Annotated in this window: 28 protein-coding genes and 1 tRNA gene; 16 read left to right on the top strand and 13 right to left on the bottom strand. The window is 65.7% G+C overall.

Annotated elements, in window-relative coordinates; all coding sequences use genetic code 11:
- The first annotated feature begins 74 nt into the window (after positions 1-74).
- The 7 genes from ACFYOW_RS30025 (at position 75) to ACFYOW_RS29995 (ending at position 5,938) form a co-directional block, all read left to right on the top strand.
- The gene (locus ACFYOW_RS30025; protein ID WP_387293438.1) at positions 75-1,532 is read left to right on the top strand and encodes a trypsin-like peptidase domain-containing protein; all 1,458 of its coding nucleotides are present in this window, start codon (positions 75-77) and stop codon (positions 1,530-1,532) included.
- 80 nt (positions 1,533-1,612) lie between these two features.
- Complete coding sequence (locus ACFYOW_RS30020) at positions 1,613-2,107, top strand: molybdenum cofactor biosynthesis protein B (RefSeq protein WP_157187336.1); 495 nt, start codon at positions 1,613-1,615, stop codon at positions 2,105-2,107.
- On the top strand, positions 2,108-2,293 hold the full coding sequence (locus ACFYOW_RS30015; protein WP_083898204.1) for a hypothetical protein: 186 nt from the start codon (positions 2,108-2,110) through the stop codon (positions 2,291-2,293).
- 505 nt (positions 2,294-2,798) lie between these two features.
- Complete coding sequence (locus tag ACFYOW_RS30010) at positions 2,799-3,473, top strand: MspA family porin (RefSeq protein WP_387293437.1); 675 nt, start codon at positions 2,799-2,801, stop codon at positions 3,471-3,473.
- Between the two features lie 62 nt (positions 3,474-3,535).
- Positions 3,536-4,207, top strand: coding sequence for an MspA family porin (locus ACFYOW_RS30005; protein WP_387293436.1), 672 nt, complete (start codon positions 3,536-3,538; stop codon positions 4,205-4,207).
- Between the two features lie 309 nt (positions 4,208-4,516).
- On the top strand, positions 4,517-5,191 hold the full coding sequence (locus tag ACFYOW_RS30000; RefSeq protein WP_387293435.1) for an MspA family porin: 675 nt from the start codon (positions 4,517-4,519) through the stop codon (positions 5,189-5,191).
- 75 nt (positions 5,192-5,266) lie between these two features.
- Complete coding sequence (locus ACFYOW_RS29995) at positions 5,267-5,938, top strand: MspA family porin (RefSeq protein WP_387293434.1); 672 nt, start codon at positions 5,267-5,269, stop codon at positions 5,936-5,938.
- A gap of 134 nt (positions 5,939-6,072) precedes the next feature.
- On the opposite strand, the gene mscL is transcribed toward ACFYOW_RS29995, so the two are convergent.
- The 4 genes from mscL to ACFYOW_RS29975 form a co-directional block, all read right to left on the bottom strand.
- The gene (gene mscL, locus ACFYOW_RS29990) at positions 6,073-6,480 is read right to left on the bottom strand and encodes a large conductance mechanosensitive channel protein MscL (protein WP_387293433.1); all 408 of its coding nucleotides are present in this window, start codon (positions 6,478-6,480) and stop codon (positions 6,073-6,075) included.
- Between the two features lie 110 nt (positions 6,481-6,590).
- Positions 6,591-7,304: an SAF domain-containing protein gene (locus ACFYOW_RS29985; protein WP_387293432.1), complete on the bottom strand. Its 714-nt coding sequence runs from the start codon at positions 7,302-7,304 to the stop codon at positions 6,591-6,593.
- A 110-nt stretch (positions 7,305-7,414) separates the two neighbouring features.
- A complete protein-coding gene (locus tag ACFYOW_RS29980) occupies positions 7,415-7,711 on the bottom strand; it encodes an FmdB family zinc ribbon protein (protein ID WP_387293431.1) in 297 nt (98 codons plus the stop codon).
- A 69-nt stretch (positions 7,712-7,780) separates the two neighbouring features.
- A complete protein-coding gene (locus ACFYOW_RS29975; RefSeq protein ID WP_387293532.1) occupies positions 7,781-8,368 on the bottom strand; it encodes a 5-formyltetrahydrofolate cyclo-ligase in 588 nt (195 codons plus the stop codon).
- Positions 8,369-8,454: 86 nt separating this feature from the next.
- Here ACFYOW_RS29975 and ACFYOW_RS29970 point away from each other — a divergent pair, with 86 nt between their 5' ends.
- The 5 genes from ACFYOW_RS29970 to ACFYOW_RS29950 all read left to right on the top strand — a co-directional run bounded on the left by ACFYOW_RS29970 (position 8,455) and on the right by ACFYOW_RS29950 (position 13,096).
- On the top strand, positions 8,455-9,411 hold the full coding sequence (locus tag ACFYOW_RS29970) for a UTP--glucose-1-phosphate uridylyltransferase (RefSeq protein ID WP_387293430.1): 957 nt from the start codon (positions 8,455-8,457) through the stop codon (positions 9,409-9,411).
- 202 nt (positions 9,412-9,613) lie between these two features.
- On the top strand, positions 9,614-10,873 hold the full coding sequence (glp, locus tag ACFYOW_RS29965) for a gephyrin-like molybdotransferase Glp (RefSeq protein ID WP_387293429.1): 1,260 nt from the start codon (positions 9,614-9,616) through the stop codon (positions 10,871-10,873).
- Between the two features lie 12 nt (positions 10,874-10,885).
- Positions 10,886-11,536, top strand: coding sequence for a GNAT family N-acetyltransferase (locus ACFYOW_RS29960; RefSeq protein WP_387293428.1), 651 nt, complete (start codon positions 10,886-10,888; stop codon positions 11,534-11,536).
- A 328-nt stretch (positions 11,537-11,864) separates the two neighbouring features.
- Positions 11,865-12,938 carry a gephyrin-like molybdotransferase receptor GlpR gene (glpR, locus tag ACFYOW_RS29955; protein ID WP_387293427.1) on the top strand — a complete coding sequence of 358 codons (1,074 nt, stop codon included), beginning with the start codon at positions 11,865-11,867 and terminating at the stop codon, positions 12,936-12,938.
- Between the two features lie 85 nt (positions 12,939-13,023).
- Positions 13,024-13,096: transfer RNA gene (locus tag ACFYOW_RS29950), tRNA-Ala, on the top strand.
- 77 nt (positions 13,097-13,173) lie between these two features.
- On the opposite strand, the gene xerC is transcribed toward ACFYOW_RS29950, so the two are convergent.
- Genes xerC through ACFYOW_RS29930 form a run of 4 tightly spaced genes read right to left on the bottom strand, consistent with a single transcriptional unit; the run spans position 13,174 to position 15,035 of the window.
- Positions 13,174-13,743, bottom strand: a complete 570-nt coding sequence (xerC, locus tag ACFYOW_RS29945) for a tyrosine recombinase XerC (RefSeq protein WP_387293426.1) — start codon at positions 13,741-13,743, stop codon at positions 13,174-13,176.
- Entirely contained in the window at positions 13,679-14,026 is a 348-nt protein-coding gene (locus tag ACFYOW_RS29940; RefSeq protein WP_387293425.1) for an SDR family NAD(P)-dependent oxidoreductase, read from the bottom strand. The genes xerC and ACFYOW_RS29940 overlap by 65 nt, the downstream gene beginning before the upstream one ends.
- Complete coding sequence (locus ACFYOW_RS29935) at positions 14,016-14,204, bottom strand: SDR family NAD(P)-dependent oxidoreductase (protein ID WP_387293424.1); 189 nt, start codon at positions 14,202-14,204, stop codon at positions 14,016-14,018. Before ACFYOW_RS29935 ends, ACFYOW_RS29940 begins: the two co-directional genes overlap by 11 nt.
- A gap of 9 nt (positions 14,205-14,213) precedes the next feature.
- Positions 14,214-15,035 carry an enoyl-CoA hydratase/isomerase family protein gene (locus ACFYOW_RS29930; protein WP_387293423.1) on the bottom strand — a complete coding sequence of 274 codons (822 nt, stop codon included), beginning with the start codon at positions 15,033-15,035 and terminating at the stop codon, positions 14,214-14,216.
- 122 nt (positions 15,036-15,157) lie between these two features.
- Here ACFYOW_RS29930 and ACFYOW_RS29925 point away from each other — a divergent pair, with 122 nt between their 5' ends.
- The gene (locus tag ACFYOW_RS29925) at positions 15,158-15,727 is read left to right on the top strand and encodes a TetR/AcrR family transcriptional regulator (RefSeq protein WP_387293422.1); all 570 of its coding nucleotides are present in this window, start codon (positions 15,158-15,160) and stop codon (positions 15,725-15,727) included.
- Positions 15,728-16,484: 757 nt separating this feature from the next.
- Here the strand turns inward: ACFYOW_RS29925 and ACFYOW_RS29920 are convergent.
- A complete protein-coding gene (locus tag ACFYOW_RS29920) occupies positions 16,485-17,129 on the bottom strand; it encodes an HAD family hydrolase (protein ID WP_387293421.1) in 645 nt (214 codons plus the stop codon).
- A 594-nt stretch (positions 17,130-17,723) separates the two neighbouring features.
- Here ACFYOW_RS29920 and ACFYOW_RS29915 point away from each other — a divergent pair.
- Positions 17,724-18,392 (top strand): class I SAM-dependent methyltransferase, encoded by a 669-nt coding sequence (locus ACFYOW_RS29915; RefSeq protein WP_387293531.1) that lies wholly within the window; start codon positions 17,724-17,726, stop codon positions 18,390-18,392.
- A gap of 105 nt (positions 18,393-18,497) precedes the next feature.
- On the opposite strand, the gene ACFYOW_RS29910 is transcribed toward ACFYOW_RS29915, so the two are convergent.
- Positions 18,498-19,199 (bottom strand): class I SAM-dependent methyltransferase, encoded by a 702-nt coding sequence (locus ACFYOW_RS29910; RefSeq protein ID WP_387293420.1) that lies wholly within the window; start codon positions 19,197-19,199, stop codon positions 18,498-18,500.
- A gap of 188 nt (positions 19,200-19,387) precedes the next feature.
- On the opposite strand from ACFYOW_RS29910, the gene ACFYOW_RS29905 reads away from it, so the two are divergent.
- Positions 19,388-20,935, top strand: coding sequence for an AMP-binding protein (locus ACFYOW_RS29905; RefSeq protein WP_387293419.1), 1,548 nt, complete (start codon positions 19,388-19,390; stop codon positions 20,933-20,935).
- A 69-nt stretch (positions 20,936-21,004) separates the two neighbouring features.
- Here the strand turns inward: ACFYOW_RS29905 and ACFYOW_RS29900 are convergent, their stop codons facing one another.
- Positions 21,005-21,628 (bottom strand): antibiotic biosynthesis monooxygenase, encoded by a 624-nt coding sequence (locus tag ACFYOW_RS29900; RefSeq protein ID WP_387293418.1) that lies wholly within the window; start codon positions 21,626-21,628, stop codon positions 21,005-21,007.
- A 246-nt stretch (positions 21,629-21,874) separates the two neighbouring features.
- On the opposite strand from ACFYOW_RS29900, the gene ACFYOW_RS29895 reads away from it, so the two are divergent.
- On the top strand, positions 21,875-22,186 hold the full coding sequence (locus ACFYOW_RS29895; protein WP_387293417.1) for a hypothetical protein: 312 nt from the start codon (positions 21,875-21,877) through the stop codon (positions 22,184-22,186).
- Between the two features lie 93 nt (positions 22,187-22,279).
- Here ACFYOW_RS29895 and ACFYOW_RS29890 read toward each other — a convergent pair whose 3' ends face one another.
- Positions 22,280-23,083 carry an SDR family oxidoreductase gene (locus ACFYOW_RS29890; protein WP_387293416.1) on the bottom strand — a complete coding sequence of 268 codons (804 nt, stop codon included), beginning with the start codon at positions 23,081-23,083 and terminating at the stop codon, positions 22,280-22,282.
- A gap of 67 nt (positions 23,084-23,150) precedes the next feature.
- Complete coding sequence (locus ACFYOW_RS29885) at positions 23,151-24,041, bottom strand: alpha/beta fold hydrolase (RefSeq protein WP_387293415.1); 891 nt, start codon at positions 24,039-24,041, stop codon at positions 23,151-23,153.
- Positions 24,042-24,044: the final 3 nt, after the last annotated feature.

Here is a 24,044-nt window from a genome sequence, read left to right as displayed (position 1 = left end):
CGGAAAACTGAAAGCAGCGTCTCAGTCCGCTCTCAGTCGTCGTCGCCAAGCTGGTCGAAGACGTAAGGAGAAAAATGACCGAGGATTCCAAGGAAGGCTCGACACCGCAGCCGGATAACGCCGCGTCCGGTCCGCATCCGACCCAGGAGATCCCGGTCGCACCACCGGGCCAGACCTACGCGCAATCCGGATACGGGTCTCAGGAACCGACGCCGCGTCCGACGATCTGGCAGCAACGCATGCCGCCCAACCCGACTCAGCAATTCCCCGGTCCCGAAGCGGGTCCGGAATACGCTCAGCAATTCCCGGGTCCCGAGGCGGGGCCGGAATACGCCCAGCCGTCCTACGCCCCGCCCATCCCGCCCGGCGGGCCTTATGCCGGCGCCGTATTCGCCGCCGAGCCGCAGCCCGAACCCGCGCGCCGCCCGGTCCGCACCGGTCTCGTCGTAGGCGCGGTCGCGCTCGCACTCGTCAGCGGTGGTGTCGGTGGCGCGGTCGGCTCGCTGGTCACCCGCTCCGATAACGGCCAAGCCACGGTGACCAATGCCCTGGACGCGCCCAAGCCCAATGTCAGCAATGTCGCCAACGCACCGGCCGGTTCCACCCAGGCGGTGGCGCAGAAGGTGCTGCCGAGCGTGGTGATGATCAAGGTCGCCAGCAATCGCGCACAGGGCGAGGGTTCCGGTGTGGTGCTGTCCTCCGACGGTCTGATCCTCACCAATAACCATGTCGCCTCCGGCGGTGGCGCCAACGCCAAGATGGAGGTCGCTTTCGCCGACGGCACCACCGCACCGGCCACCCTGGTCGGCGCCGATCCGGTCTCCGATCTGGCCGTGATCAAGGTGCAGGGCAAGGACGGACTGACCCCGATCGAACTGGGCAGCTCGTCGAATCTCGCGGTCGGCCAGCCGGTCATCGCCATCGGCTCGCCGCTCGGTCTGGCGGGCACGGTGACCACGGGTATCGTCTCGGCGCTCAACCGTCCGGTCTCCACCAATGGTGAGGGCACCCCGAGCCAGGTGCAGCCGGTCATCGATGCGATCCAGACCGACGCCGCGATCAACCCGGGCAACTCCGGTGGCGCGCTGGTCGACGCCAACGGCAAGCTCATCGGCATCAATACCGCCATCGCCAGCCTCGGCGGCAGCGAGGCGACCGGTCAGCAGAGCGGTTCCATCGGCCTCGGCTTCGCCATCCCGGTCGATCAGGCCCGCCGGGTCGCCGACGAACTCATCAAGACCGGTCACGCCACCTACGCCCAGATCGGCATCAAACTGCGCCCGCAGGACACCGCCGCACGGGTCCTCGAGGCGACCCCGGACGGTCCGGCCGCCAAGGCAGGTATTCCGGCCGGCGCCATCATCACCAAGGTGGACAGCCGGACCATCGACTCGGGCGACGCACTCATTGCCGCCGTCCGTTCCCATCAGCCAGGAGACAAGGTGAAGGTCACCTACACCGATGAACAAGGCAACAACCCCAAGACAGTCGACGTGACGCTGTCCGGTGCGGCCGCGGACGGTGGCCGATGATGCGGGTCCTGCCCGGCGGATTGTCGGCACGGCCGGGAGCCGACGCCCACCTCGTCGATCTGGACGCTACGGTTACCAACATGGAAATCGATGCTCCTGTCGCGGGGCGTGCTCTGGTGGTGGTCGTCGACGATCGAACGGCGCATGGAGGTGTGGATTCGCTCGGGCCGCTGGTCACCGAGCTGCTCACCGAGGCGGGTTTCCTGGTGGACGCTTCGGTATCGGTGCAGGCCGATGAGGTCGAGATCCGCAATGCGCTCAACACCGCGGTGATCGGCGGTGTCGACCTGGTCATCTCCGTCGGCGGCACCGGCATGTCCCCGCGCGATGTCACGCCGGAGGCCACCTCGCAGGTGCTCGACCGGGAACTGCCGGGGATCAGCGAGGCGCTGCGTTCCTCCGGTCGGGTAGCTGGTTCGCTCGACGCCGGCCTCTCGCGTGGTCTGGCCGGAATCTCCGGCAGCACATTGGTGGTAAACCTGCCGGGCAGCCGGGCTGCGGTGCGCGACGGCATGGCAACCCTCGGTCCGCTCGCCAGCCGAGTGATCGGCGAGCTGTCCGGATTGGCGGAATAAATTACCGCCGCGGACTCCTCCGACGACCCTCGTCCGGCGACACGCCGGGCGAGGGACGCGGCGCGTCTGGCAAAAATTTTCGGTGAGGTCCTCCCGGAGACGACCGGTGACGAGCGCGGCGACGAGACCGAATCGTTATCCGACGACTGGCTCCGGTCGCAGGTGCCACCCCATCACGGCTCGTGACTCATCTACGGTCCAGCCACGTACCATCGTTCGCGATTGCGCCTTCATCCATTGCGAATTCCTCACGCTGAAGTTTGCTTGACCTTCAAGTACGGTGCTGTCCCGTAGTTACCATCGGCATCGTTGCGACTGCCGCAGCCTTTTGGGGTCGTTCGGGTGGCGCTTATTTCCTGTTTATGCACGTCAAGCAATATGAGCATTTGAGATGGTGTGATCTAGATCACATTGATCTTAACGAAAACTTACGTTGCCAGACCGTTACTGGTCGGTTTAATCTCGCCACGAGCCACCCACGCTGCTGGACCTCGCGGGCCCGGGTGCGGCACGTACGTTTGCCGACTCGGCGGAACCCGGCTCGGTTCCGATGCCAGCGCTGACCGTTGCGCCGAAATAACAGCCGGTTACATGTCGGCAACAATCGGGGCACAAACTGAGCTGGGCCTGAGAGGACCAACGTCCAGCCTCGATGGTCGAGGTTGACTGTTAGAACCTGATGAGGGGAAGTATGAGCGAGAACCGCACCAACGGTCTGCGCCGCGGTGCCCGGATCGCGGGCGTCGGCGCTGCCGCGGCCGTGGCCATGGGCCTGCTTTCGACCGGTGCTGCCAATGCCGACACCTTCGTGCCGTTGCCGGACGGCCAGAAGAATGGTCCCGATGTGACGCTCACCCGAACTGGTGAGCACGCCCTGATTTCGCCTTCGTTGGCGGCCAACGGTGCCGGCCGTGTGGTCTGGGTTTCGGGCAATGCTGTCGCCGATGTGAACGTGACGCCGGAAGGCACGGTCGGCCCGAACAACGGTGCCTCCGGGGCGCCGGGTACCAACAACTCCTCGACGCACGGCGCTTCGCAGCTGAGCACCGGCTACATCGTCGGCTGCCAGGTCAGCATCGCCAGCGACGCCATTTCGGCCGGTATTTCCGGCGGCATCAACCTCTCGGGCGGTTCGCTCGGTGGTTCGATCGGCCTCAACCTCGGCCCCGGCGAGGTCAAGTTCGTGCAGATCGACTACAAGGACATTCTGAAGCCGGGTCGCTACTCGGTCGAGTATCAGGATGCCGAGATCGAGATCCAGGGCTGCGCGGGCTACGCCCAGGCGCGTGCCTACACCGTCGTCGAGATCATCGGTGACCACTACTCGAAGACCACCCTCTACGGGCAGCCGTTCAGCATCGGCTGACGTCGGTCAATCCACGAATATTCTTCTCGCTCAAGCGAATCAACCCTCGAGGGATTATCAGCATGATCAACCGTAAGAACGTGGCACGGGTGGCCGGTGTCGGCGCCGCTGCCACTGTCGCTCTTGGCCTGTTCTCCACCGGCGCCGCGAACGCCGATACCTTTGTGCCGCTGCCGGGTGGCTCGATCACCAAGACGCTGTCCGACGGCACCGTGGTCACCATCAGCCTGACCGGCGAATCCGCCAACATCAACCCGTCCATGGGCTCGACCCCGCTGCACCGCAACGCATGGGTTTCGGGTAGCGCTCAGGTCTCGGTATCCGGTGACGGCGGTGGCTCGATCTTCCCCGGCTACACCGTCGGCTGCCAGGTGAACATCTCCGGTGGCGGCGCCACCGGAGGTGTCGAGGGCACCGCGGACTGGAGTGATGGTCAAAATGTCACCGGTGGTGTCGGCGCGACCAGTGGCGCCAACCTCACCCTTGGCCCCGGCCAGTCGCAGTCGTTCTATGTGCTCGACCTCGAGCAGGCCGACGACTTCGGCAACGAGGCGCACAAGAAGCGCAACAAGTTCAAGAACGGCAGCGGCTCGGTCACCTGGGCTGACGAGACCATCGGTCTGACCGGCTGCGCCGGTTACGCCCAGGCTCGTGCCTTCGTCAGCGTCGAGGTGGAGACCGACAACGTCATCACCTGGACCACGCTGTGGGGCCAGCCGTTCAGCCTCGGCTGATCGACAGGGGCAGCACACCCTGAAAACGCAAGCGGGCTCGTCGCATTCGCGGCGGGCCCGTTTCGTTGTGAAACCCCCTGGCACCCAGCCAAATTCGCAGATCGTAGCGGATCGAGCGGTAACATGTGCGAAATCTCACAGGAATTCGGCGGAAACCACTAATATTGGGCGCACCCAAGATCGTCCACCGACGAGATTGTCGGCAAACCGCTTGATGGCCAATGTCTTTCCAGCGAGCGGTGTCCGCATGAAAGGGTTTTTCGGCCTCGGTACCCCGAGGCCGACCGCTAGAATCCGATGAGGGGAAGTATGAGCAAGAACCGCACCAGCGGTCTGCGTCGAGGTGTCCGCATCGCGGGTGCCGTTGTCGCCGCCGCTGCTGGGATGGGCCTGCTTTCGACCGGCGCTGCCAACGCCGACGTTTTTGTGCCGTTGCCGGACGGCCAGAAGCTGGGCCCGGGCGTGACCGTCAGCCGGACGGGTGAACGCGCCCTGATTTCACCATCTTTGGCCGCGAATGGCGCGGGCCGAGTCGTGTGGGTCTCGGGTAACGCCATTGCCGATGTGTCTGTCACTCCCGAGGGCACCATCGGCCCGAACAACGGGGCCTCCGGGGCGCCGGGTACCAATAACTCCTCGACGCACGGCGCTTCGCAGCTGAGCACCGGCTATATCGTCGGCTGCCAGGTGAGCATCGCCGATAACGCGATCTCGGCCGGGGTTTCCGGCGGCATCAACCTCTCGGGCGGTTCGCTCGGTGGGTCGATCGGCCTCAACCTCGGCCCGGGCGATGTCAAGTTCGTTCAGATCGATTACAAGGACATTCTGAAGCCGGGTCGCTACTCGGTCGAGTATCAGGATGCGGAGATCGAGATCCAGGGCTGCGCGGGCTATGCCCAGGCGCGTGCCTACACCGTCGTCGAGATCATCGGCGACAACTACTCCAAGGTCACCCTGTACGGAGCGCCGTTCAGCATCGGCTGACCGCGGTGGGATCTGTCGAATCTCTACTCGCCGAATCGAATTCATCGAACTCAATCGCTAGGGGTAGTACCAATCATGATCGATCGTAAGTTTGTGGCGCGCGTGGCCGGGCTCGGCGGCGCCGCCGCGCTGGCACTCGGCCTGTTGTCCACCGGTGCGGCGAATGCCGACACCTTCATTCCGTTGCCGGGCGGTCAAATCGTCAAAACGCTTTCCGACGGAACGGTTCTCACCATTCGGCTGGTCGGCGAATCGGCCAATGTCAATCCGTCCATGGGCGCGACACCCGTGCACCGCAATGCATGGGTGTCCGGTAGCGCACAGGTCGATGTGACCGACGGCTGGAACGGCGCGATCTTCCCGGGTTATGTCGTTGCCTGCCAGGTGAATATCGACGGCGGTGGCGTCGACGGCGGCGTCACCGGTGGGCTGGACTGGAGCGACAGCCAGAACGTCAAGCCGAAGGTGAGCGCCAATAGCGGTGCCAACCTGAGTCTCGGTCCCGGTCAGGCGCAGTCGTTCTATGTGCTCGACCTCGAGCAGGCCGACGACTTCGGCAACGAGGCGCACAAGAAGCGCAACAAGTTCAAGAACGGCAGCGGCTCGGTCACCTGGGCCGACGAGACCATCGGTCTCAGCGGTTGTGGTGGCTACGCCCAGGCGCGTGCCTTCGTCAGCGTCGAGGTGGAGACCGACAACGTCATCACCTGGACGACGTTGTGGGGTCAGCCGTTCAGCCTCGGCTGAGTCTTCCGCTCGAGTACGTGAACGGGCCCGTCGCACGTGCGACGGGCCCGTTTGCCTTGTGGTGCAGCGAATTACCGTATGTGATTGTGGCGCAGTCGAATTCCTGCTCATGTTGTCGGGCAGGGGAATTCGATTCAGAATTCGTGGCGTCCACCCGCGCTGCGCTGGCTGTCGGAGAGCAGGTCGCGGATCTCGATCAGCACCTCGGAATCGCTGAGCTTGGTGTCCGGGGTGGTGCCGAATCGCTTCTTCGCGTGCAGTGCGGGCAGCACCAGCACGAAGTACAGCACCGCCGCGATGACCACGAAGTTGATGGCCGCGGTGATCAGCGGACCCACCTGCACGAAGGTCGCCGGTTTGTCGGCAATCAACTGGAAACCGAGGCCGAGGTCGTCCCGTTCGCCAAAGATGGCGAGAATCGGGTTGATGATGCCATTGGTGAAGGCGGTGACGATCGCGACGAACGCGGTACCGATCACCACGGCTACTGCCAGGTCGACGACGTTTCCGCGGAGTAGGAAATCCTTGAAACCCTTGAGCATTGCCGATATCTCCTCTTCGGGTGGGAGCTGACTCGTTGTGCTCGGCGGTTCGGGCTGCCGTATCGACCGATGCTAGTTGACCTTGATGGCAAATTCTCGGCGAACCACGGTCAATGAAAAACCACGGTCAGTGCGGTGCGCAGCGAGGCGGCGGCAACCGCGGTGGCGTGCTCGGCGTCCATCGCGACCAGCACCACGCGTTCGGGCGCGCCGCGCCGGTCACCGGGACCGGAGACCAGTACGACCGCCGCGTCGATCGCGAGCAGCCGGGCCGGCCGGGTGCCGGGACCGCTCTGCTCCTCGGCCCCGATGACATCCACCCGGTCACCCGCCCGCAGGATCTCCGCGACCGCGGAATCGGCTGGCCGGATGGGCACGATGCGGGCATCGCCCGCGCCGGTGGCGACCGCCGCCAGGCGCGGTCCGACGATGCGCAGATCGGTGAATACCTCACCGGTGCGCATCCCGCCGGTCAGCGTCGCGCCGACCAAAACGCCGATATCGGCGACCGCACCCGCGGGCAGTGTGGCGGATTCGCGCGGTGTCGAGCGCAGATCGGTCGCCTCGAGCAGATGGCCCGGCGGCAGATCGCGTCCGGCGACCACGACCTCGGTGCGTGTATTGCTGGGATCGCCGCGCAGGAAAAGGACGATCGCGAGTGCGGTGAGTGCTGCCGCCAGCAGACGTCGGGCGAGTAGCGCATCCGCCCAGGGCGGTCTATTCCGACTCGCCCTATTCCAGATCGCCGAACGCAACGAGTCGCCGCGGCCGAGGTCGGCGAAGGATCGGGTCTTGCCCGACGGAATGATGCCCAGGGGAGCCATGCCAGGAGCCTATGGCCACCGGCACTGCGACTCGCCCGGGAAAGACGTGCCCTGTGGATAACGACAGCTCTGGGGATAACTCCCACAGGGCTGCTTCTACCAGGGCAAACTCAGCTGGCGACGGCCGTGCTGGTCGTGCTGGTGCTGCTGGACGAGCCGGAATCCGAACTCGACGCCGAGCTGCCTGCACCGCTGTCCGACTTCGCGGGCTCGCTGGCGGTCGAGGAGCCGCCGCGGCTGTCGGTGCGGTAGAAACCGCTGCCCTTGAACACGATGCCGACCGAGTTGAAGAGCTTGCGCAGCTTGCCCGAGCACTCAGAGCAGACGCTCAGCGCCTCATCGGTGAAGGACTGAACGATGTCGAAGCGGTTGTCACACTGGGTGCACGCATATGAATAAGTTGGCACAGCATCCTCCGCAGGGTTCGTCAATCTGGCACTCTACAGCCGACAGTGCCAACACCGCTAATCGGCATTTCATTCCGCATCCTCATCGCCACCCAATCGATGCAGTCCGCCGTGCGGTGTGAGGGCCCAGCCCATGCGCAGATCGTGCGGTTCCTCGGGGAGCCGGTCGAGCAGTTCGTCGTCGCGGACCACTGCGATCAGCCGCGCCGTCGACCGGGCCGCGGGCAAGGTCCGGTCGTAGTATCCGGCGCCGCGGCCGAGCCGTACACCGCGGCGGTCCACCGCCAGCGCGGGGACCAGGATCAGCTCCGCCAGCGCGATCGCATCGGTGAGCACCTCGCCGACGGGTTCCAGCAGTCCGAATCTGGCGCGCCGCAGGTCATCGATGCCGGTGAACTCGGCCCATTGCAGCGGTCCCGGCGGTCCGGTGACCGGCAGCAGCACCCGCGCGCCTGCCGTACGCAGAGCCGTCAGCATCGCCGTCGATCCGGGTTCCCCGCGTACCGGCACATACGCGCACACCCATTCGGGGACGTCCAGCTCGGCGACACTGTGGGCCAGCTCACGCGCCTCTTTTTCCCGGTCGGCGCTGGTCATCGCGGCCCGTCGAGCACCTATTTCCGCCCGCCAGGCATGTTTGTCGCGCTCGCCGGGCATCTCCACAGTGATCACCTTAAGCTCACCGGGACCCGAGTCGGCGTGATGGCCGCTTCGGGCCGGTGACGGATGGATAGGGTAGGCGTATGACAGCAAAGGCCGGACAATCCGCGAATGGCGCGGTCGTGTCGTGTTTCCGCACGGCCGTCGTGCCCGCGGCCGGACTCGGGACGCGGTTCCTGCCCGCGACCAAGACCGTGCCCAAGGAGTTGCTGCCGGTGGTGGACACTCCTGGCATCGAACTGGTCGCGTCGGAAGCCGCCGATTCCGGTGCGGAGCGGCTGGTCATCGTGACCTCGCCGGGTAAAGACGGCGTGGTCGCACACTTCGTCGAGGACTTGGTGCTGGAGGGCACGCTCGCCGAGCGCGGCAAGTTCCAGCTGTTGGAGAAGGTGCGCAAGGCGCCCGCGCTGCTGGATGTCACCTCGGTGGTCCAGGATGAGCCGCTCGGCCTCGGCCACGCCGTCGCCCAGGCCGAGGGCGCCCTCGATGACGACGAGGACGCCATCGCCGTACTCCTGCCCGACGACCTGGTGCTGCCGTGCGGTGTGCTCGATGTGATGAGCCGGGTCCGGCGCAAGCGCGGCGGAACTGTGTTGTGCGCCATCGACGTTCCCAAGGATCAGGTCAGCGCCTATGGTGTCTTCGACGTCGCGCCGGTACCCGATGCGGTGAACCCGAATGTGCTGCGGGTCAACGGAATGGTGGAGAAGCCCGCGCTTGCGGACGCACCGTCTACCTATGCGGCCGCGGGCCGATATCTGTTGGACCGCGCCATCTTCGACGCGCTGCGCCGGATCGAACCGGGTACCGGCGGCGAGCTACAACTCACCGACGCGATCGCACTGCTCATCGAGGAGGGCCATCCGGTCCATGTGGTGGTCCACCGTGGGTCGCGCCACGATTTGGGCAACCCGGGCGGTTATCTTCGTGCTGCGGTCGATTTCGCTTTGGAACGAGAGGAATACGGCCCCGCCCTGCGGGAGTGGCTGCAGCATCGGCTCAGTGCGGACTGGGACCCACAGCTGACGACCTACGACTGATAGGCGCGGGCGTCGGGGTTTCGCCGATAGTGGACCGTCGGGTACGAATGATGGTTCATCTGCGGTGTGAGCGACGGGCTCGGAGGCGGCAGCTTGCGTAACCACGTAGAGCCCCGGGAACACCGCGGATCGGGCAGAGCCGCGCGGGTTCGCTTGCGCGGTCGCGGAATCGGGTCGGTGCGGAGAGATCAGGAAGGGCTGGATGCGCTCGGTTGAGGATCAGCAGATCAAGGTGACGGCTGCGGCGGTCGCGCCCCGGCCGGTCCGGGTCGCGATCTCCGAGGCGCAAGGCCTGCTGTGTGCCGAGGATGTGGTCACCGAGCGGCCGCTGCCCGGCTTCGATCAGGCCGCGATCGACGGATATGCGGTGCGCAGCGTCGATGTGTCCGCCGCGGGCACCGATATCCGCGACGAGGACGGCGAACTCGTCGATCTGACGCTGCCGGTGGTCGGCGAGGTGGTCGCCGGTTCCAAGCAGCCGATCCGATTGCAGCCGCGCCAGACCGTGCGGGTCGACACCGGTGCACCGCTGCCGACGCTGGCCGATGCCGTGCTGCCCTTGGATTTCACCGATGGCGGCCGGGCTCGGATCAAGGTGTACGAGCCGGTGCGCTCCGGTGACTATGTCCGGCGCATCGGTGACGATGTGCAGCCCGGCGATGTCGCGGTGCGTGCGGGCACCATCATCGGTGCGCCGCAGGTCGGTCTGCTCGCCGCGGTCGGTCAGGACAAGGTGCTGGTGCATCCGCGCCCGCGGCTGTCGGTGATCTCGGTGGGCGGTGAGTTGATCGACATCGACCGGACGCCGGGGCCGGGGCAGGTCTACGACGTGAATTCCTATGCGCTGGCCGCCGCCGCGCGCGACGCGGGCGCGGATGTGAACCGGGTGGGCATCGTGAGTTCGGACCCGCGGCGGCTGCGCGATGTGGTGGAGGGCCAGCTGGTTCGCTCCGAGGTCGTGGTGATCGCGGGCGCCATCGGGGGGTGGGCCTCGGAGCAGGTCCGTGAGGCACTCGAGGGGCTCGGTGAACTCGAAATCGCAAGGGTCGCCATGCATCCCGGCTCCGTGCAGGGTTTCGGTCGGCTCGGGCGCGATGAGGTACCGACTTTTTTGCTGCCGTCGAATCCCGTTGGCGCACTGGTTGTTTTCGAGGTCATGGTGCGACCGTTGATCCGAATCGCGTTGGGGCGCAGACATCCCATGCGCCGGATCATCCGAGCCAGAACGATCACCCCGATCACTTCGATGGCCGGACGCAAGGGTTATTTGCGCGCGCAACTCATGCGCGATGAGGCCACCGGCGACTACCTGGTGCAGCCGCTGGGCGGCGGCACGGGCGGTTCGTCGCATCTGCTCGCCACGCTGGCCGAGGCGAACAGTCTGATCGTGATCGACCCGGACGACACCGAGATCAGGACCGGTGACGAGGTCCGGGTCGCATTTCTCGCACAGCGTGGCTGAGGCGTGGAGACGATGAATGTATTCCGGGTCACGCAGCATCCCGGCTGGCCCGCGCATCTGGGACCGGTGCACGTCGCGGCCGGGGAGGTGACATTGCGTCCGGTGCGGTTGCGCGATGCGGCGGCATGGAGCCGGATCCGGTTGCGCGACAGGGCGCATCTGGAGCCGTGGGAGCCGACCGGGCGCGGTGCCTGGGAGGCACGCAACCACGTGTCGAACTGGCCGTCGCTGTGGTCGAGTCTGAAGGCCGAGGCCAGGCGTGGTGCGATGATTCCGCTCGTGATCGAGGTCGATGGCGCGTTCAGCGGACAGTTGACCGTCGGCAATATCGTGCGCGGTGCATTGTGTTCGGCGTGGATCGGCTATTGGGTGGCCAAGGATTTGGGCGGCCAGGGCGTGGCGACGGCTGCGTTGGCGCTCGGCCTGGACCACTGCTTCGGGCCGGTCGGATTACATCGGGTCGAGGCGACCGTGCGGCCGGAAAATCTGGCCAGTCAAGCGGTTCTGCGCAATGTGGGGTTCCGCGAGGAGGGCCTGCTGAAGCGGTACCTCGATGTGGACGGGGCCTGGCGCGATCACCTGCTGGTCGGCATCACCGTCGAGGAGGTGGCGGGGACCGTCGTCGATCGACTGGTGCGCGATGGCCGGGCCACGCTGCCCTGAAATACCTGTACGTCCGTGCTGTTTTCGACGCGCCCGGCTGACTTCGGCGCGCGGCGAAAATGGTGGAACTGTGACAGGTGTGGCGTATGTGCACGGCGCGCCTGACCGAACTTGATGCGCCACGGAATTAACCTACGGACGTCGGAGGTGCGTCCCGCGCCACCGGCAAATCAGCCTGTGAGGCAGTGCCGAATACGCCTCACGGCGGCCGGACGTTCCGTCCGTCCGAGGCGTTTTGCGGCGAGCGAACGCACCGCGACGGGGCGCGGTGCGACCCGGTCGAAAGGCCGAGCGGACGATGCGGCGGGGACGGAGGTGCAGAGGCGAGATGCCGAATTCGATCCTATGGATCGGCCTGGTCGTGCTCTGGGTCTTTGTGCTGTTCCCGATCCTCGCCGACCGGCACCCCAGGATCAGGCAGACGACCGACGCGGCGTTGGCGACCCGCGTATTGCACCGCGGAGGTTCCAAGCGGCGCACGAAGAGTGGCCCGGCCGCGGGACATGACAGTGATCCGGATTACCGCCCGACCCGAGTGCAGAGAAAGCTTTCCCACAGCGATGATGCGGAGGACCGGATGACCCCACCGGCCGACGAGCAGGTCACCGAGGACGACAATCCCGCGGACAGCCCGTCCGAAGCCGAGTCGGCGGCATCCGATGCCGAAATCGAGGACACGGACGACGAATTCGACGGTGCGGATAGTGAATTCGACGACGACGCCGAAGAACTCGATGCCGCCGATTCCGATGATGCCGAAATCGCAACGGCCCGAACGGCTGCGAAGCAACCGGCGACCGCCGATGATGACCGGGTGGCTTTAGAGCACACCGAATCGACCGGTGCCCGAATCCCCCCGGCCCGGACGGCGGCGCCCGCCCGATTCGATGAATCCGACTCCGACGATTCGGATTTCGTGCCGACCCGGCGCGGCCGCGGCGGCTTCGACCCGGAGGCCGACGCCATCGCGCGTGCGGCCCGCTACACCTTCCGTCAGCGCGCGGTGCTCGGCCTCGTCCTGGCCGCCCTCGCCTTCGGCGGACTCTCGGTGGCGCTGAGCCCCATGTTCTGGTGGGGCTGCGGCGGCTCCGCGCTCGTCCTGGTGACCTACCTGGCGTACCTGCGCAGGCAGGTCCGCATGGAGGAGGAAATCCGCCGTCGTCGTCTCGCCCGCTTGGCCCGCAGCCGCGGCGAGCACATCGAGGCCGAGCGCGAGGCCGAGCAGCGCGCCCAACAGCGCGTCATGGACCGCGACACCGCCCGCGCCCTGCGCCGCCGCTCCGCCCTCATCGAGGTGGACGACGAAGACCCCACCTTCGACCACCTGGAAACCTTCGACCCCGCCACCGCCCGCGCCCTGCGCCGCGGCACCGGCGATATGCGCCGCGCCGCAGGCGCCTGACCCATCCGCCCAGGTCACCCACACGATTCGGAGTCTGCCCACCCCGCCTGATACAGTGTCACAGCGCGGTTCCCCGGAGCCGCACGGGGCTATAGCGCAGTTGGTAGCGCGTCTCGTTCGCATCGAGAAGGTCAGGGGTTCGATTCCCCTTAGCTCCACTCTTTTTGCAGGTCAAGGCCGCTTTTTGGTTCGGTGAGACGAACCGGAAGCGGCTAATCCTCCAACAAACTCCCAACTAATTCCCCGGACCGTTGACGGCGCGTTCGAGTGCTTCCGCCGCCGCGTGGTGAGTTCGCCCGCGTGCCATGTAGCGCCGCTGGGTCATAGCGGGGTCCGCATGGCCGAGTACGTCAGCGGTGATCCGTGCCGACAGGCCCGCGTCATCGAGAATCGTCGCGACGCCGTGGCGGAAGCTGTGCGCGGTGATGTCATCGGCTATGCCCAGCGCTTCACGTACCCGCTGCCATTCGTGGCCGACGTTCTGGGGGTCGCGCAGCGTCCACACACCCGAGGGAAATATCAGGTCGAGTGTCGGTGTGTCCGGGTCCGGCGGGGCGGCCAGCTTGCGGGCCGCTAGTACCGCTTTGCGCCGCTCGAGCATCTCAACGGCGAAGTCGGGCAGGGCGATTGTTCCCCGGCGGTTCTTGGGGTCGTCGTCGCGGTCTATGCGTGCCAGGCCCTCACCTTTGACGCGCACGACCTTGCCGGTACTGCGTAGAGTCCCGGCCTCGAGATCAATGTCAGTCCAGAGCACGCCGAGAATCTGACTGCGCCGCAAGCCCGTTGCCGCCAGCAGGGTTACCACGTCGGCCAGATCGGCACTGTCGCAGCGGCGCCGTCTTGGCGCTCATCGAGGCGATGCCGATGATGCGGCCGAAACCCTTGTCGCGCATGGCGGGTAGCACCTGTCTGGTCCACAGGAACGCACCCGACAGGTTCACCCGCAGCACACACTCCCAGTCACCATAGCGAGTGTCGACAGTGGCGCCCGGCATACTCACTGCGGCATTGTTGACCAGGATGTCGCAACTGCCGAGCTCGGCGGTCACCTGCTCGGCGGCCCGGCGCACCGACTCCTCATCGGTCACGTCGACGGCGTAACAGCGGACGCGACCGGCGCACCAGCGCCTGCGCCCCGGCAGTGTCGACGTCGACCACGGCCACCGACGCTCCCGCCGCATGCAATGCCTCGCCGATCGCGGCCCCGATGCCGCGACCGCCTCCGGTCACGACCGCCACCCGATCGGCCAATCCGCTGCGCACCATCGCTCCTCGCTAGTGGAAGAGGCCGTCAGCGTACAAGCCGAACGCTTCGTGCGCGGCACCGAATCCCAAGTCCTGCACCAGCCGTCGCTTCCAGGGGCGTTGCGCGATAGCGTGCGTCAACCGGCGTGCGGTGCGGGGGCGGCTCACGATCGTCTCGGCGAGCTCCCAGGCACGCGGCAGCAGGCGATCAGCGGGCAGGACCTCGTTGACCAGTCCGAGTTCCAGGGCCTGCTGGGCACCGATGGGCAGCCCGGTGTAGAGGTGGTAGGCGGCTCGTTTGGTGCCGATGAGTTCCTGCAGGGTGAGTTGCTGGCCATCACCCGGTGCGCTGCCGGCCAGCAGGTGCGGGTCGATAATGGTCGCCGTCTCCGCGGCGAGGGTGATATCGGAGAGCAGGGCGAACTCGGTGTGCGCCACGCTCGGCCCGTTGATCGCCGCGATCGTCGGGATATCTATCCCGAACACGAAGTTCTCCAGCAGTTTCGTCATGTCGTAGAAACCGTGCTCGTAGGCGAAGTCCTTCGGTCGCGTGGCGTCGGCGAGGCCCGCGCCCATGTCCGGCACGCCGAGCCACTGGTCGCCGGTACCGGTGAGGATCAGCACCTCGTTGTCGGGGTCGTTGCCGATCTCCTGCCACGCTTGCGCCCACGCGTTGTGCGTGGCGAAACCGAAACGCGCGGGGCCGCCGTCGGTGTGCATCCGCAGCTCGATGATGCCGTCGCGGCGTTGCATAACGAAGTACTCGGAATACTTCGCGGCGTAGGTGTCGAAGTTCGGGCGGGCGACGAAACCACCGACTCGGGAATGCCAGTCGTCGAGTTCTTTGGGCATCCAAATACCTTCCTGAGATTGGGTCCGGCTATCCTGGACTTGCTAAACGAAGCAGTGCTTCGAATATACGAAGCAGTGCTTCGTTTAGCAAGTGGTCGGTCGGCGGCGGAAGGATGGATGTCATGAACACCTCTGATCGAGCGACTGACGTGGCGATGCGCGGCGACGGTCGTCGCAACCGTGACCAACTGATGGACGCCGCGCGCGCCACCTTCGCGACCGACGGCGTCGATGCGTCACTGCGAGAGGTGGCTCGCCGGGCCGGTGTGAATATTGCGACCCTGTATCGGCATTTCCCGAACCGGGAGGCACTGCTGGAAGCAGTGGTCCGCGACCTGTTCGACCACCTCACGGCCCGCGCCGACACCCTGACCGATGCTGACGACGGTCTTTTCACCTGGATGTGCGAACTGGTCGACGCATTGAACACCTACAGCGGCCTGCCCGGCGCAGTACAGAGCTCCCTGCAGGATCTGTCATCGCCATTACACGAGGCCTGCAGCAGGCTGGGCAGCGCCGCCGCCAACCTGCTGACCAGCGCCCGAGACGCCGGCCGGGTGCGACCGGACCTGCAAACACATGAAATATTGGCCACCGCCAACGCGGCGGCGTGGTTGGGGCAGCCCCCCATCGGGCTGTCCCCCCACCGGTTCCTGACCCTCTTTACCGAGGGCTGGCACCGCCACTCGTAAACCCCGGAGCACCCCTGGGACGGACCCGCACTGGCGACAACCGACTCGGCCACATCACGCAGGAAGTGATGCGGCCTTCCTCGTCTCGTTTGCAGCGACGATAGCGGAGTCAATCCGACGCCGAGTGGCCGTATGCCGCTTCGACCGTCAGCGTTCCCCAGCAAAATCACTGGTCAGCGCCAGTCCCATCCTTACAGTGCCCCGCCGGGGGCGCGAACCTGCGACATCCGTTTGTTTGTGTCGATGCTGCTTGGTTTATGCGCGTGGTCGTTCGTGGGCATCACGTGTAGGGATGCCGCGTCGGCGGAGTTCGGCCAGCACCGTGGTGGGATCGACACTCAAGTGTTGGCCGACACGGGCGAGGGACCAGCCGAGGCCGTACAAATGGATGGCGTCATCGATCTGCTCGGGAGATAAGCCCGGCGGCGCATCGGCACATCGTGCCGGTGCAGGATGTCGCTGACCGTCCGCCGCTCGATACCGAACCGGGCACCCATCTGGTACACCGTCTCTCCACTCTTATATCCGGCGATGAGTTCCTGGACCTGATCGGTGCCGAGGTGGCGTGTCCTGCCGGGTTTGGGTCGATCGGCGGGCGGTGAAGCGGGTGTGGTGGGGTCGGGAAGCTTCCGGCGCAGGGTCTCCAGGGCTTCTACCTGCGATTTCGTGTTGTAGTAAGGTCCCCAAGGCCCACAAATGGGAGGCGAGTGCTCGGGTAGAGCACTCGCCTTTTTGATTTCGTGAGACTCGCAGGGACCTACGCGGCGACGGTTGCGAGGCGGAGGTGATCCTCGATATCGGCGGGTGCGCCGGCGTAGTGGAGAGTGCGTAGACCGAGGCGGGCGGCGGCTTGGCAGTTGTCGGCACGGTCGTCGACGAACAGGACGCGGCCGGGATCGCGAACTCCGGTCGCGGCCAGTGCGTTTCGGTAGGTGTCGGGGTGGGGTTTGTTCATGCCGAGCCGGGCCGAGTAGAGGGCGTCATTCATCAGCGTGCGCCAATCGGAGGCATCGAGGGCGTCGCCGACCGGATGGGGCGCGTTGGAGAGCAGCACCATCGGCAGATCTGCCCGCCGGACAAGGTGGAGCAGTGCGACGACGCGGTCGTCGGTCCGGGTCCACATCGCGGTGTCGACGGCACGCAACCGGGTGAGCAGTTCTGGGTCCGGGCGATATCCGAGCACGGTGGTCCAGAAGTCCGCGTCGTCGAACTCGCCGGAATCGTAGGGTTCGCGGGCGCTCCAGAAGGCGGTTTGGAAAAGCCCGAGCTGGTCTGCCTGCCATCCGGCGAGTTCGGCGAGCCTGCTCCACATAGGAATAGTGGGCTGCAGGCCGATGACGCCGTTGTAGTCGAAGATGACCGCGTCGAGTTCCACGGGCTGGTGAGGTAGTGCAGTTACCACCGGTTCTCCAAGGCTTGATGGGACGGGACAGCCACGCCCGCGATGAGCAGGGCGGGCAGCATGAGGAGGGCAGTGTCGTCGCGGCGCGATGAGTGAAGGCTCTATCGGTGCCGCTGACGACTTCGCCGTAGAGAATGGCCGCGAATCGGCTGCGTGGGTGTGATGATTCCCGCCTGCTTCCATGACGAAAGAGGCGCACAAACTGTGGATCGAAGGAAGGTTCCGCGAGTCGAAGGCTGGAGGTGAGGCGCGACGTTGCGCGAACAAGCCGAAACCTACCAAGGGGTACGGCGAGGTACCACTCGGAGCGGGTCTTGGTGATCCGCTCCACAAAGTGCCGTCCGAAGGTCTCACCGGCGTCGTAGCCGAGATCACCGGCAGCCGTATGCCGATTCGCTCGGCGCGGGAGAAGTGCTGCTGCTCATGGATTTACGCTGCTGCTCCGACGCGCCGAGCTGTCGGTCGCTGCTGCTGACCGCGGGCATCAGCAGCGGGCCCCTATGGGCCATGTAGCGCCGCTGTGCCATGGCCGGGTCGACGGCACCCGAACCCCGACAAGCCGCCCGATTGCCGGCCGTGATGGAGTATGTCGTGATGGGCCACGACCAGCGCCAGCACTGGGAACAGACCTACCGCTCCCATCCCGGTATGTACGGTGAGCGGCCGTCCCGTGCTGCGGTCCACGCCGCCGAGTCCTTCCGCGCGGCTGCTGTGCGAGATGTCCTCGAACTCGGCGCCGGCCACGGACGTGACGCCTTGTATTTGGCCCGATCCGGCTTTCAGGTCACCGCCACCGACTTCAGCGCGGTCGGCTTGGCCCAGCTTCGGCACGCCGCCGCTACCGCCGGTATCGACGACCGGGTGCGAACACTCGAACACGATGCGCGTACGCCGATCCCGCTGCCCGACAACGCATTCGACGGCGTTTTCGCACACATGCTGTTGTGCATGGCGCTGTCCACTGAGCAGATCCTCGACTTGGCGAGCGATATCAAGCGGGTGCTACGACCCGGCGGCGTCTTCATCTACACCGTCCGCCACGTTGGCGACGCGCATTACAAGACCGGCATCTCTCACGGAGACGACATCTACGAACAGGGCGGGTTCGCGGTCCACTTCTTTTCGCGTGAGCTGGTCGATGCCGTCGCCGACGGATGGGATCTGACCGAGGTCCACTCCTTCGAAGAGGGCGACCTACCCCGCCGCCTTTGGCGCGTCACCCAGGCCTTGCCGCCCCGAACCTCTCGGCCGGTCGACGGTTAGCTGGAACGCACGGCACCGGGTCGGCTCGGAATTCCATGGGGGAGTCATCTTCGGCGCGGCCCAGCCTGCTGCCCAGCGGGATGCGCGGACTGGCTTTGGGGAGGATCAGCCCAGTCGGGCGCACAGCAGCCAGGCGGGTACCGACTTGCGGCCACTGGGTTCGTCGCGGATGCCCTCGAATCGGAACCTCGGGCCGTCGGCAGGGCCGAAGTCGCCGACCGGCAGGTTGCCATGGATGCGTGCCGGCCTGATCTCATCGATCAGCCAGTACTTCTCCACTGCCTCGCGCAGTTCGTCGGCGGTGACCGGCGCCGGGCCCGGCACGGGTACTTCGGGCAGGGCGGTCCGGTCGAACACCAGCGCGAAATACGACGCGCCCGGCGCGGCGGCGCGCACGATCGACTGCTGGTAGCCCGCCCGCGACTCGATCGGGATCGAGTGGAACAGCGTGCTGTCGACGATCGTGTCGAAGCGACCGTCGTAGCCGGTGAAGGAGGTGACGTCGGCGACCTCGAAGGAGGCGTTGGCCAGGCCGCGCCTGGTCGCCTCGGCGCGGGCCAGCTCGATCGCGGTCGGCGACAGATCCAGCCCCACGGTGGTGTAGCCCTGCTCGGCCAGATACAGCGAGATCGCCGCCTCTCCGCATCCGACGTCGAGGACATCGCCATGGAATTTGCCCTGCTCGATCAGCGTGGCGAGTTCCGGCTGGGGTTCCCCGATACTCCAGGGCGGTTTGACGCCCGGCCCGAACGGACCACCCGTGCCTCGGTAGACGGCTTCGAACTCGAAATCATCCGGCCCAGTCATAGCACATGAGTATCAGTGACCTTGCTGTCTGTCAATGTCGCCGATGACTTCGCCACCAGCTGGCCGCAGATCCCGCCGTTCGCGAACTTCGTTTCTGAGCAGGTCGTCCATCACCTGCGCTGCCGAGTTCATCGGCGTACCAGCGCATGAGCACCGCTCACCAATTTCGTACCTGACAGAATGCGTTCATGAACGATGCGTCCTCGGCTGCTCCGACGATTGTCTGCGGAGGACGGGTGCGCGCCCAGTCCGAGGCGCATCACCGCGCTGGATGTCTCGCGTCGGCATTCGTTTCGAATGGGATTGCGCGTGGTGATCGCGTCGCGGTGATGTCGCGGAACGACATCGAGTTTCTCGAGGTGTCCCTTGCTATCGCCGCTTGCGGGGCCAATCCTGTTCCCATCAATACCGGCTGGCGGGCCGGCGAGGTTGCGCATGTCCTCGAAGACAGCGGTGCGCGCGTCGTTCTTGCGCATACCGAATTCATCGGCACCATCGAGAATGCTTGTGAGGCAGCCGGGGTGAGGCCGGTGATTGTCGAGGTCGCTATGCCGACTGAAATGCTCGAGGAAGCCGGGCTCGACGCGGGGTTGGCGCAGCCCACCGGTCGGCACAGCACGGTTGAGCAGTGGATCCGGGGTCATTCGGAACCGCTCGGTTATCTCGATGGTGCGATTGCGGATTCGATGGGGCTTATCTACACATCGGGTACTACGGGAACACCGAAAGGCGTTCTCCGCGAACGTATGACGCCGCATCAGCTGTTGTCCATCGCGGGCGGTACGGCGAAACGGATGGGATTGACCCCGGGTGGGCAGATGTTGGTGGCCGGGCCGCTGTATCACACCAGTCCCAATGCGGTGGCGGTGTTGGCGCTGCGTATGGGGACCAATATTACGATCATGCCGCGTTGGGATCCGGAGCGATTTCTGCAGCTTGTCGAGGAGCGTCGGATTACCCAGGCCAAGGTGGTGCCGACGATGCTGTCGCGGCTGCTGTCGTTGCCTGCCGAAATCGCTTGTCGTTATGACGTTTCCAGTCTGACGCACCTCATCCATTCCGCGGCGCCGTGCCCGCCCGCTGTCAAACGCGCTGCGATCGAGTGGTTCGGTGATGCCGTGATCGAGTTCTATGGCTGCACCGAGGCGGGCACCGTTACCTGGATCAGTGCCGCGGAATGGCTCGAACATCCGGGGAGCGTCGGTCGTGGTGCCGACGGTTCCGATGTGGTGGTGGCTACCGAAGATGGAAAACCGGTGCCGCCGAACGAGATCGGGAATGTGTTCGTTCGTGGTGCGGACTACTGGCCCGATTTCCGCTACCTCAACCGCGACGCACAAGCCAGCCCCATCCCAGGCTTCCTCGACGTCGGTGATACCGGGTACCTCGACGACGACGGCTATCTCTACCTCACGGGGCGCTCCAGCGAGATCATTATCTCGGGAGGCGTCAATATCTACCCTGCCGAGATCGAGGCCGCTATTGCTGCTCTCGCCGGGGTAGAGGACGTTGCCGTATTCGGCGTCCCACATGCTGGCGATTTGGGGGAAGCGGTCGCGGCTCATGTAGTTGCGCGATCCGGGGCAATACTTACCGAGAGTGGAATTCGTGCGGGACTCGCCGACCGGATCGCTCGCTACAAGATTCCGACGCACGTGCGTGTGGTCGCGGCTTTGCCACGGGACGAATCGGGCAAAGTGTACAAACGTGAACTCCGGGCGCTCTACGGAGCTTGATGCCCAGGACAACGGTATAGCGGCGACGGCTCCCGACCGATCATTCGGTCGAGAGCCGCAGCCGTGCGTTTACACCAATTCGGGGACGCGGAGGTGGGCGATGGCCAACTCGCACTCGCACATGTCGACCACCTGCATACCGGCTTGGCGGGTGATTCGCTCGCGCAGGGCGGTTGCGTCTTCGCGGTTGCGTTCCATGGCGTCGGCGGTATCGAAGGTGACGCAGGAGACGCCACGGCCGGATGCGCGCTCGACGAGGAGGCTCGCGCTGCAGAACCCCTCGAGGGATTCCATTTCGGGTAGGGCCTGGGATTTGTAGGTCTCGATCGCAGCGTCCTGTCGATCCGGGTTCGTCTTGATCCAGACAACGCGGGCGCAGGCGCCCTGCTGTGCGCGGTGGTCACGATGTAGGGCGGCGATTTCCCATTGCTCGATCTGGGTGTCACCGCTGCCGAATGCCGCGGCCGCGCGATCCCTAATGGGGCGAACGCGGTCGGCGCTGCCGGTCATCGCATCCTCGGTTTCCCATGAGGTAGTGACGATGCACCGGCCGGACTGGCGATCGACCAGCAACGATAGTCCGACACAGCCGCGTATGTCTTCCAAAGCCGGCATTACCTCGTCACGTACGTGCGCAATCCCGGCGTCGATAGCGGAGGGTTGCGCCTGAATAGTGGTAGAACGTGCGTACACGAGCGACTCCCTCGGTGTTCAGGGCAGCGCCCCGGTGGCGCCACCGACATGTTCACACTGCCCCGCTGCGGCGCTCATGGCAATAGGCTCAGCACACTTCGCGCAACGTTTGTTGGGGGCGGGAGACCGCCGCTGTGGCTTCAGGAGTTTGCGGTAGGTGGATGCGGGGTACTTCCGGCGCTGAACGAATTCCAGGCAATCGGCGGCCATGGCAGTCAGTGAACCTGTCCGGCAAGAGGAATTATTATGTGGGACAAGCAGTTCGACCGCATCACCCCGCATCGACAGCCCGAGAGCGACGAATTGGACAGTGGCACAGTCGCTTTCGCTGAGATTGCGGATAACCTGGTTCGAAGTCTGCTCGATACCGGACTGCAGCTCAACAAGATCGGTATCGAATTCGACCGCGATCCGCCCGCATCCGCGCAGGCGGATCGGACCCGCGATGCGATCAGTGACATCATCGACGACCTCGACCGCATCATCCGCGATGCCGGTCGGGCCGTTATCGCGGTGACTTCGACGCTACCGAGGACGGGGGTATCGCGGTACAGATGAATAACGCCGGTCAGTTGCCGCCGTTGCCGGTGTCGCATACGCCGCCATGCCGGACCTGGTCGAACCGGATGTGCTCGTTGAGCCGGCGGGCGATCATCGGGACAACCCGTAGGCCCTGGCGATGACCTTCTCGATGACCGTGCGCGGCAATAGGCGACGCAGCGCGAACATGGCGGGTGCGTTGCTGCCGACCGCATACAGCGGCCGCGGCCGCCGGTCCTCGACGGCGGAGACGATGGTGGCGGCAACCCGTTGTGGCGTAATGCCTTTGGCCTGCTGCTGGTCGAGAGCGGTCATGAAACGGGTGAAATCCGCTGTGTGCGGGGAGTTCTCGTCGATGTACCTGGTGCGCCGCTCACGCAGCCCGGTATCGATCTGGCCCGGTTCGACGGCGGTGATCCACACGCCGAACGGCGATTCCTCGAATCGGGCCGCCGTGGCGAATCCCCGCACGGCTGCCTTGGTTGCGACGTAAGAGGACCGGTACGGCATCGGAAAGCTGGCGAGCATGGAGCCGACCATGACCACCCGCCCATATCCACGGCTCCGCATTCCGGGTAGCACCGCCTGGGTGAGCGCGACCGGCCCGAGCACATTGAGCTGGAACAGCCGTTCGACCGCCGCGGTCGGTAGTTCGGCCAGCGGGCCGGCCTGGCTTTCGCCTGCGTTGTTGATCAACACATCGACGCCATCCAGCCCGTCGACGAATGCGCGGATCGACTCGGTATCGGTCAGATCGAGCGCGCGATAGTCGACATCCGCCACTCGGTCGGCCGCCGGGATCGATTCCGGATGCCGGCTCGTTCCGATCACTCGGAAGCCGCGCGCCACCAGGGCTGCGGCAGTTGCCTTTCCGATGCCGGACGACGCACCGGTCACGACTGCCAGTCGACTCATGATTCTCCTCGGTTCGGCCAAAGGTCGCATTATCCAGGTATGGGCGCGAAAGCCGCAGTGGCATAGGCTACTTCGTATCTGCCGCGAGTTCGATCAGGCGGGCACGGACGAGTTCGGGGCGTTCGTCGGCGACGAAATGTCCACAGCCGGTTACCGGTTCGAAGGTGTAGTCGTCGGCGCCGCGGGCGGTTTCGGCGGCGGCTAGGGAGCGGTGGACAGCGGGGTCGTCGACGCCGAAGAGGACGCGGATCGGGATGGTGATGCGGCGGCGTTCGGGATGACGTGCGGCATCCGGGATTTCGCGCAGCCAGAAGGTGCGGTAGGTGTCGGTGGCGGCGCGGGCGCAGACCGGATCGCGGAAGCGGTCGGCGAAGACGCGGATCACCTCGGGACTGACCGTGCTGCGGTCGGTGATCGCCCCTCTGATGAGCCATTCGAGGAAGCGGGTGCGCTGCTGCAGGGGTACGCCCACCGTGGCGACCAGCGGCTGGTAGGTGAGGAAGCGCCAGATCTGTCGCATGACCGTCGTCGGCGGTACCCACGGATGGGCCATATTCAGCACCAGGTAGCCGTCGAAGCGGTCGGGTTCGCGCAGCACCATGCGATATCCGATGTAGCCGCCCCAGTCGTGGCCGACGAGCAGCACCCGTTCCAGGCCGAGCGCATCGAGGAGCGCAAATACATCGGAGGCGACTTCCTCCTTCGACCAGCGGTGCGGCGCGGGACCCGACCAGCCGTATCCGGGCAGGTCGGGGGCGATGATCCGGAGTCCTTCGGGCGGGTCGGCGAGGAGATCTCGGTAGGCGTAGTGGTGCTGTGGCCAGCCGTGCAGCAGCACGACCGGGCGACCGTCCTCGGGTCCGGATTCGGTGACGTGGAACCGGACATCGCGAGCTGTCACGAACGACCGGCGCACACCGGGTATGACTGGCGGTTCGGTACCGTCGGTAACAGGCATGCG

Source organism: Nocardia sp. NPDC006982, from assembly GCF_042869435.1.
Taxonomy (GTDB): Bacteria; Actinomycetota; Actinomycetes; order Mycobacteriales; family Mycobacteriaceae; genus Nocardia.
The sequence above is the reverse complement of the archived record's forward strand: the minus strand, read 5'-3'. Positions and strand labels throughout refer to the sequence as shown.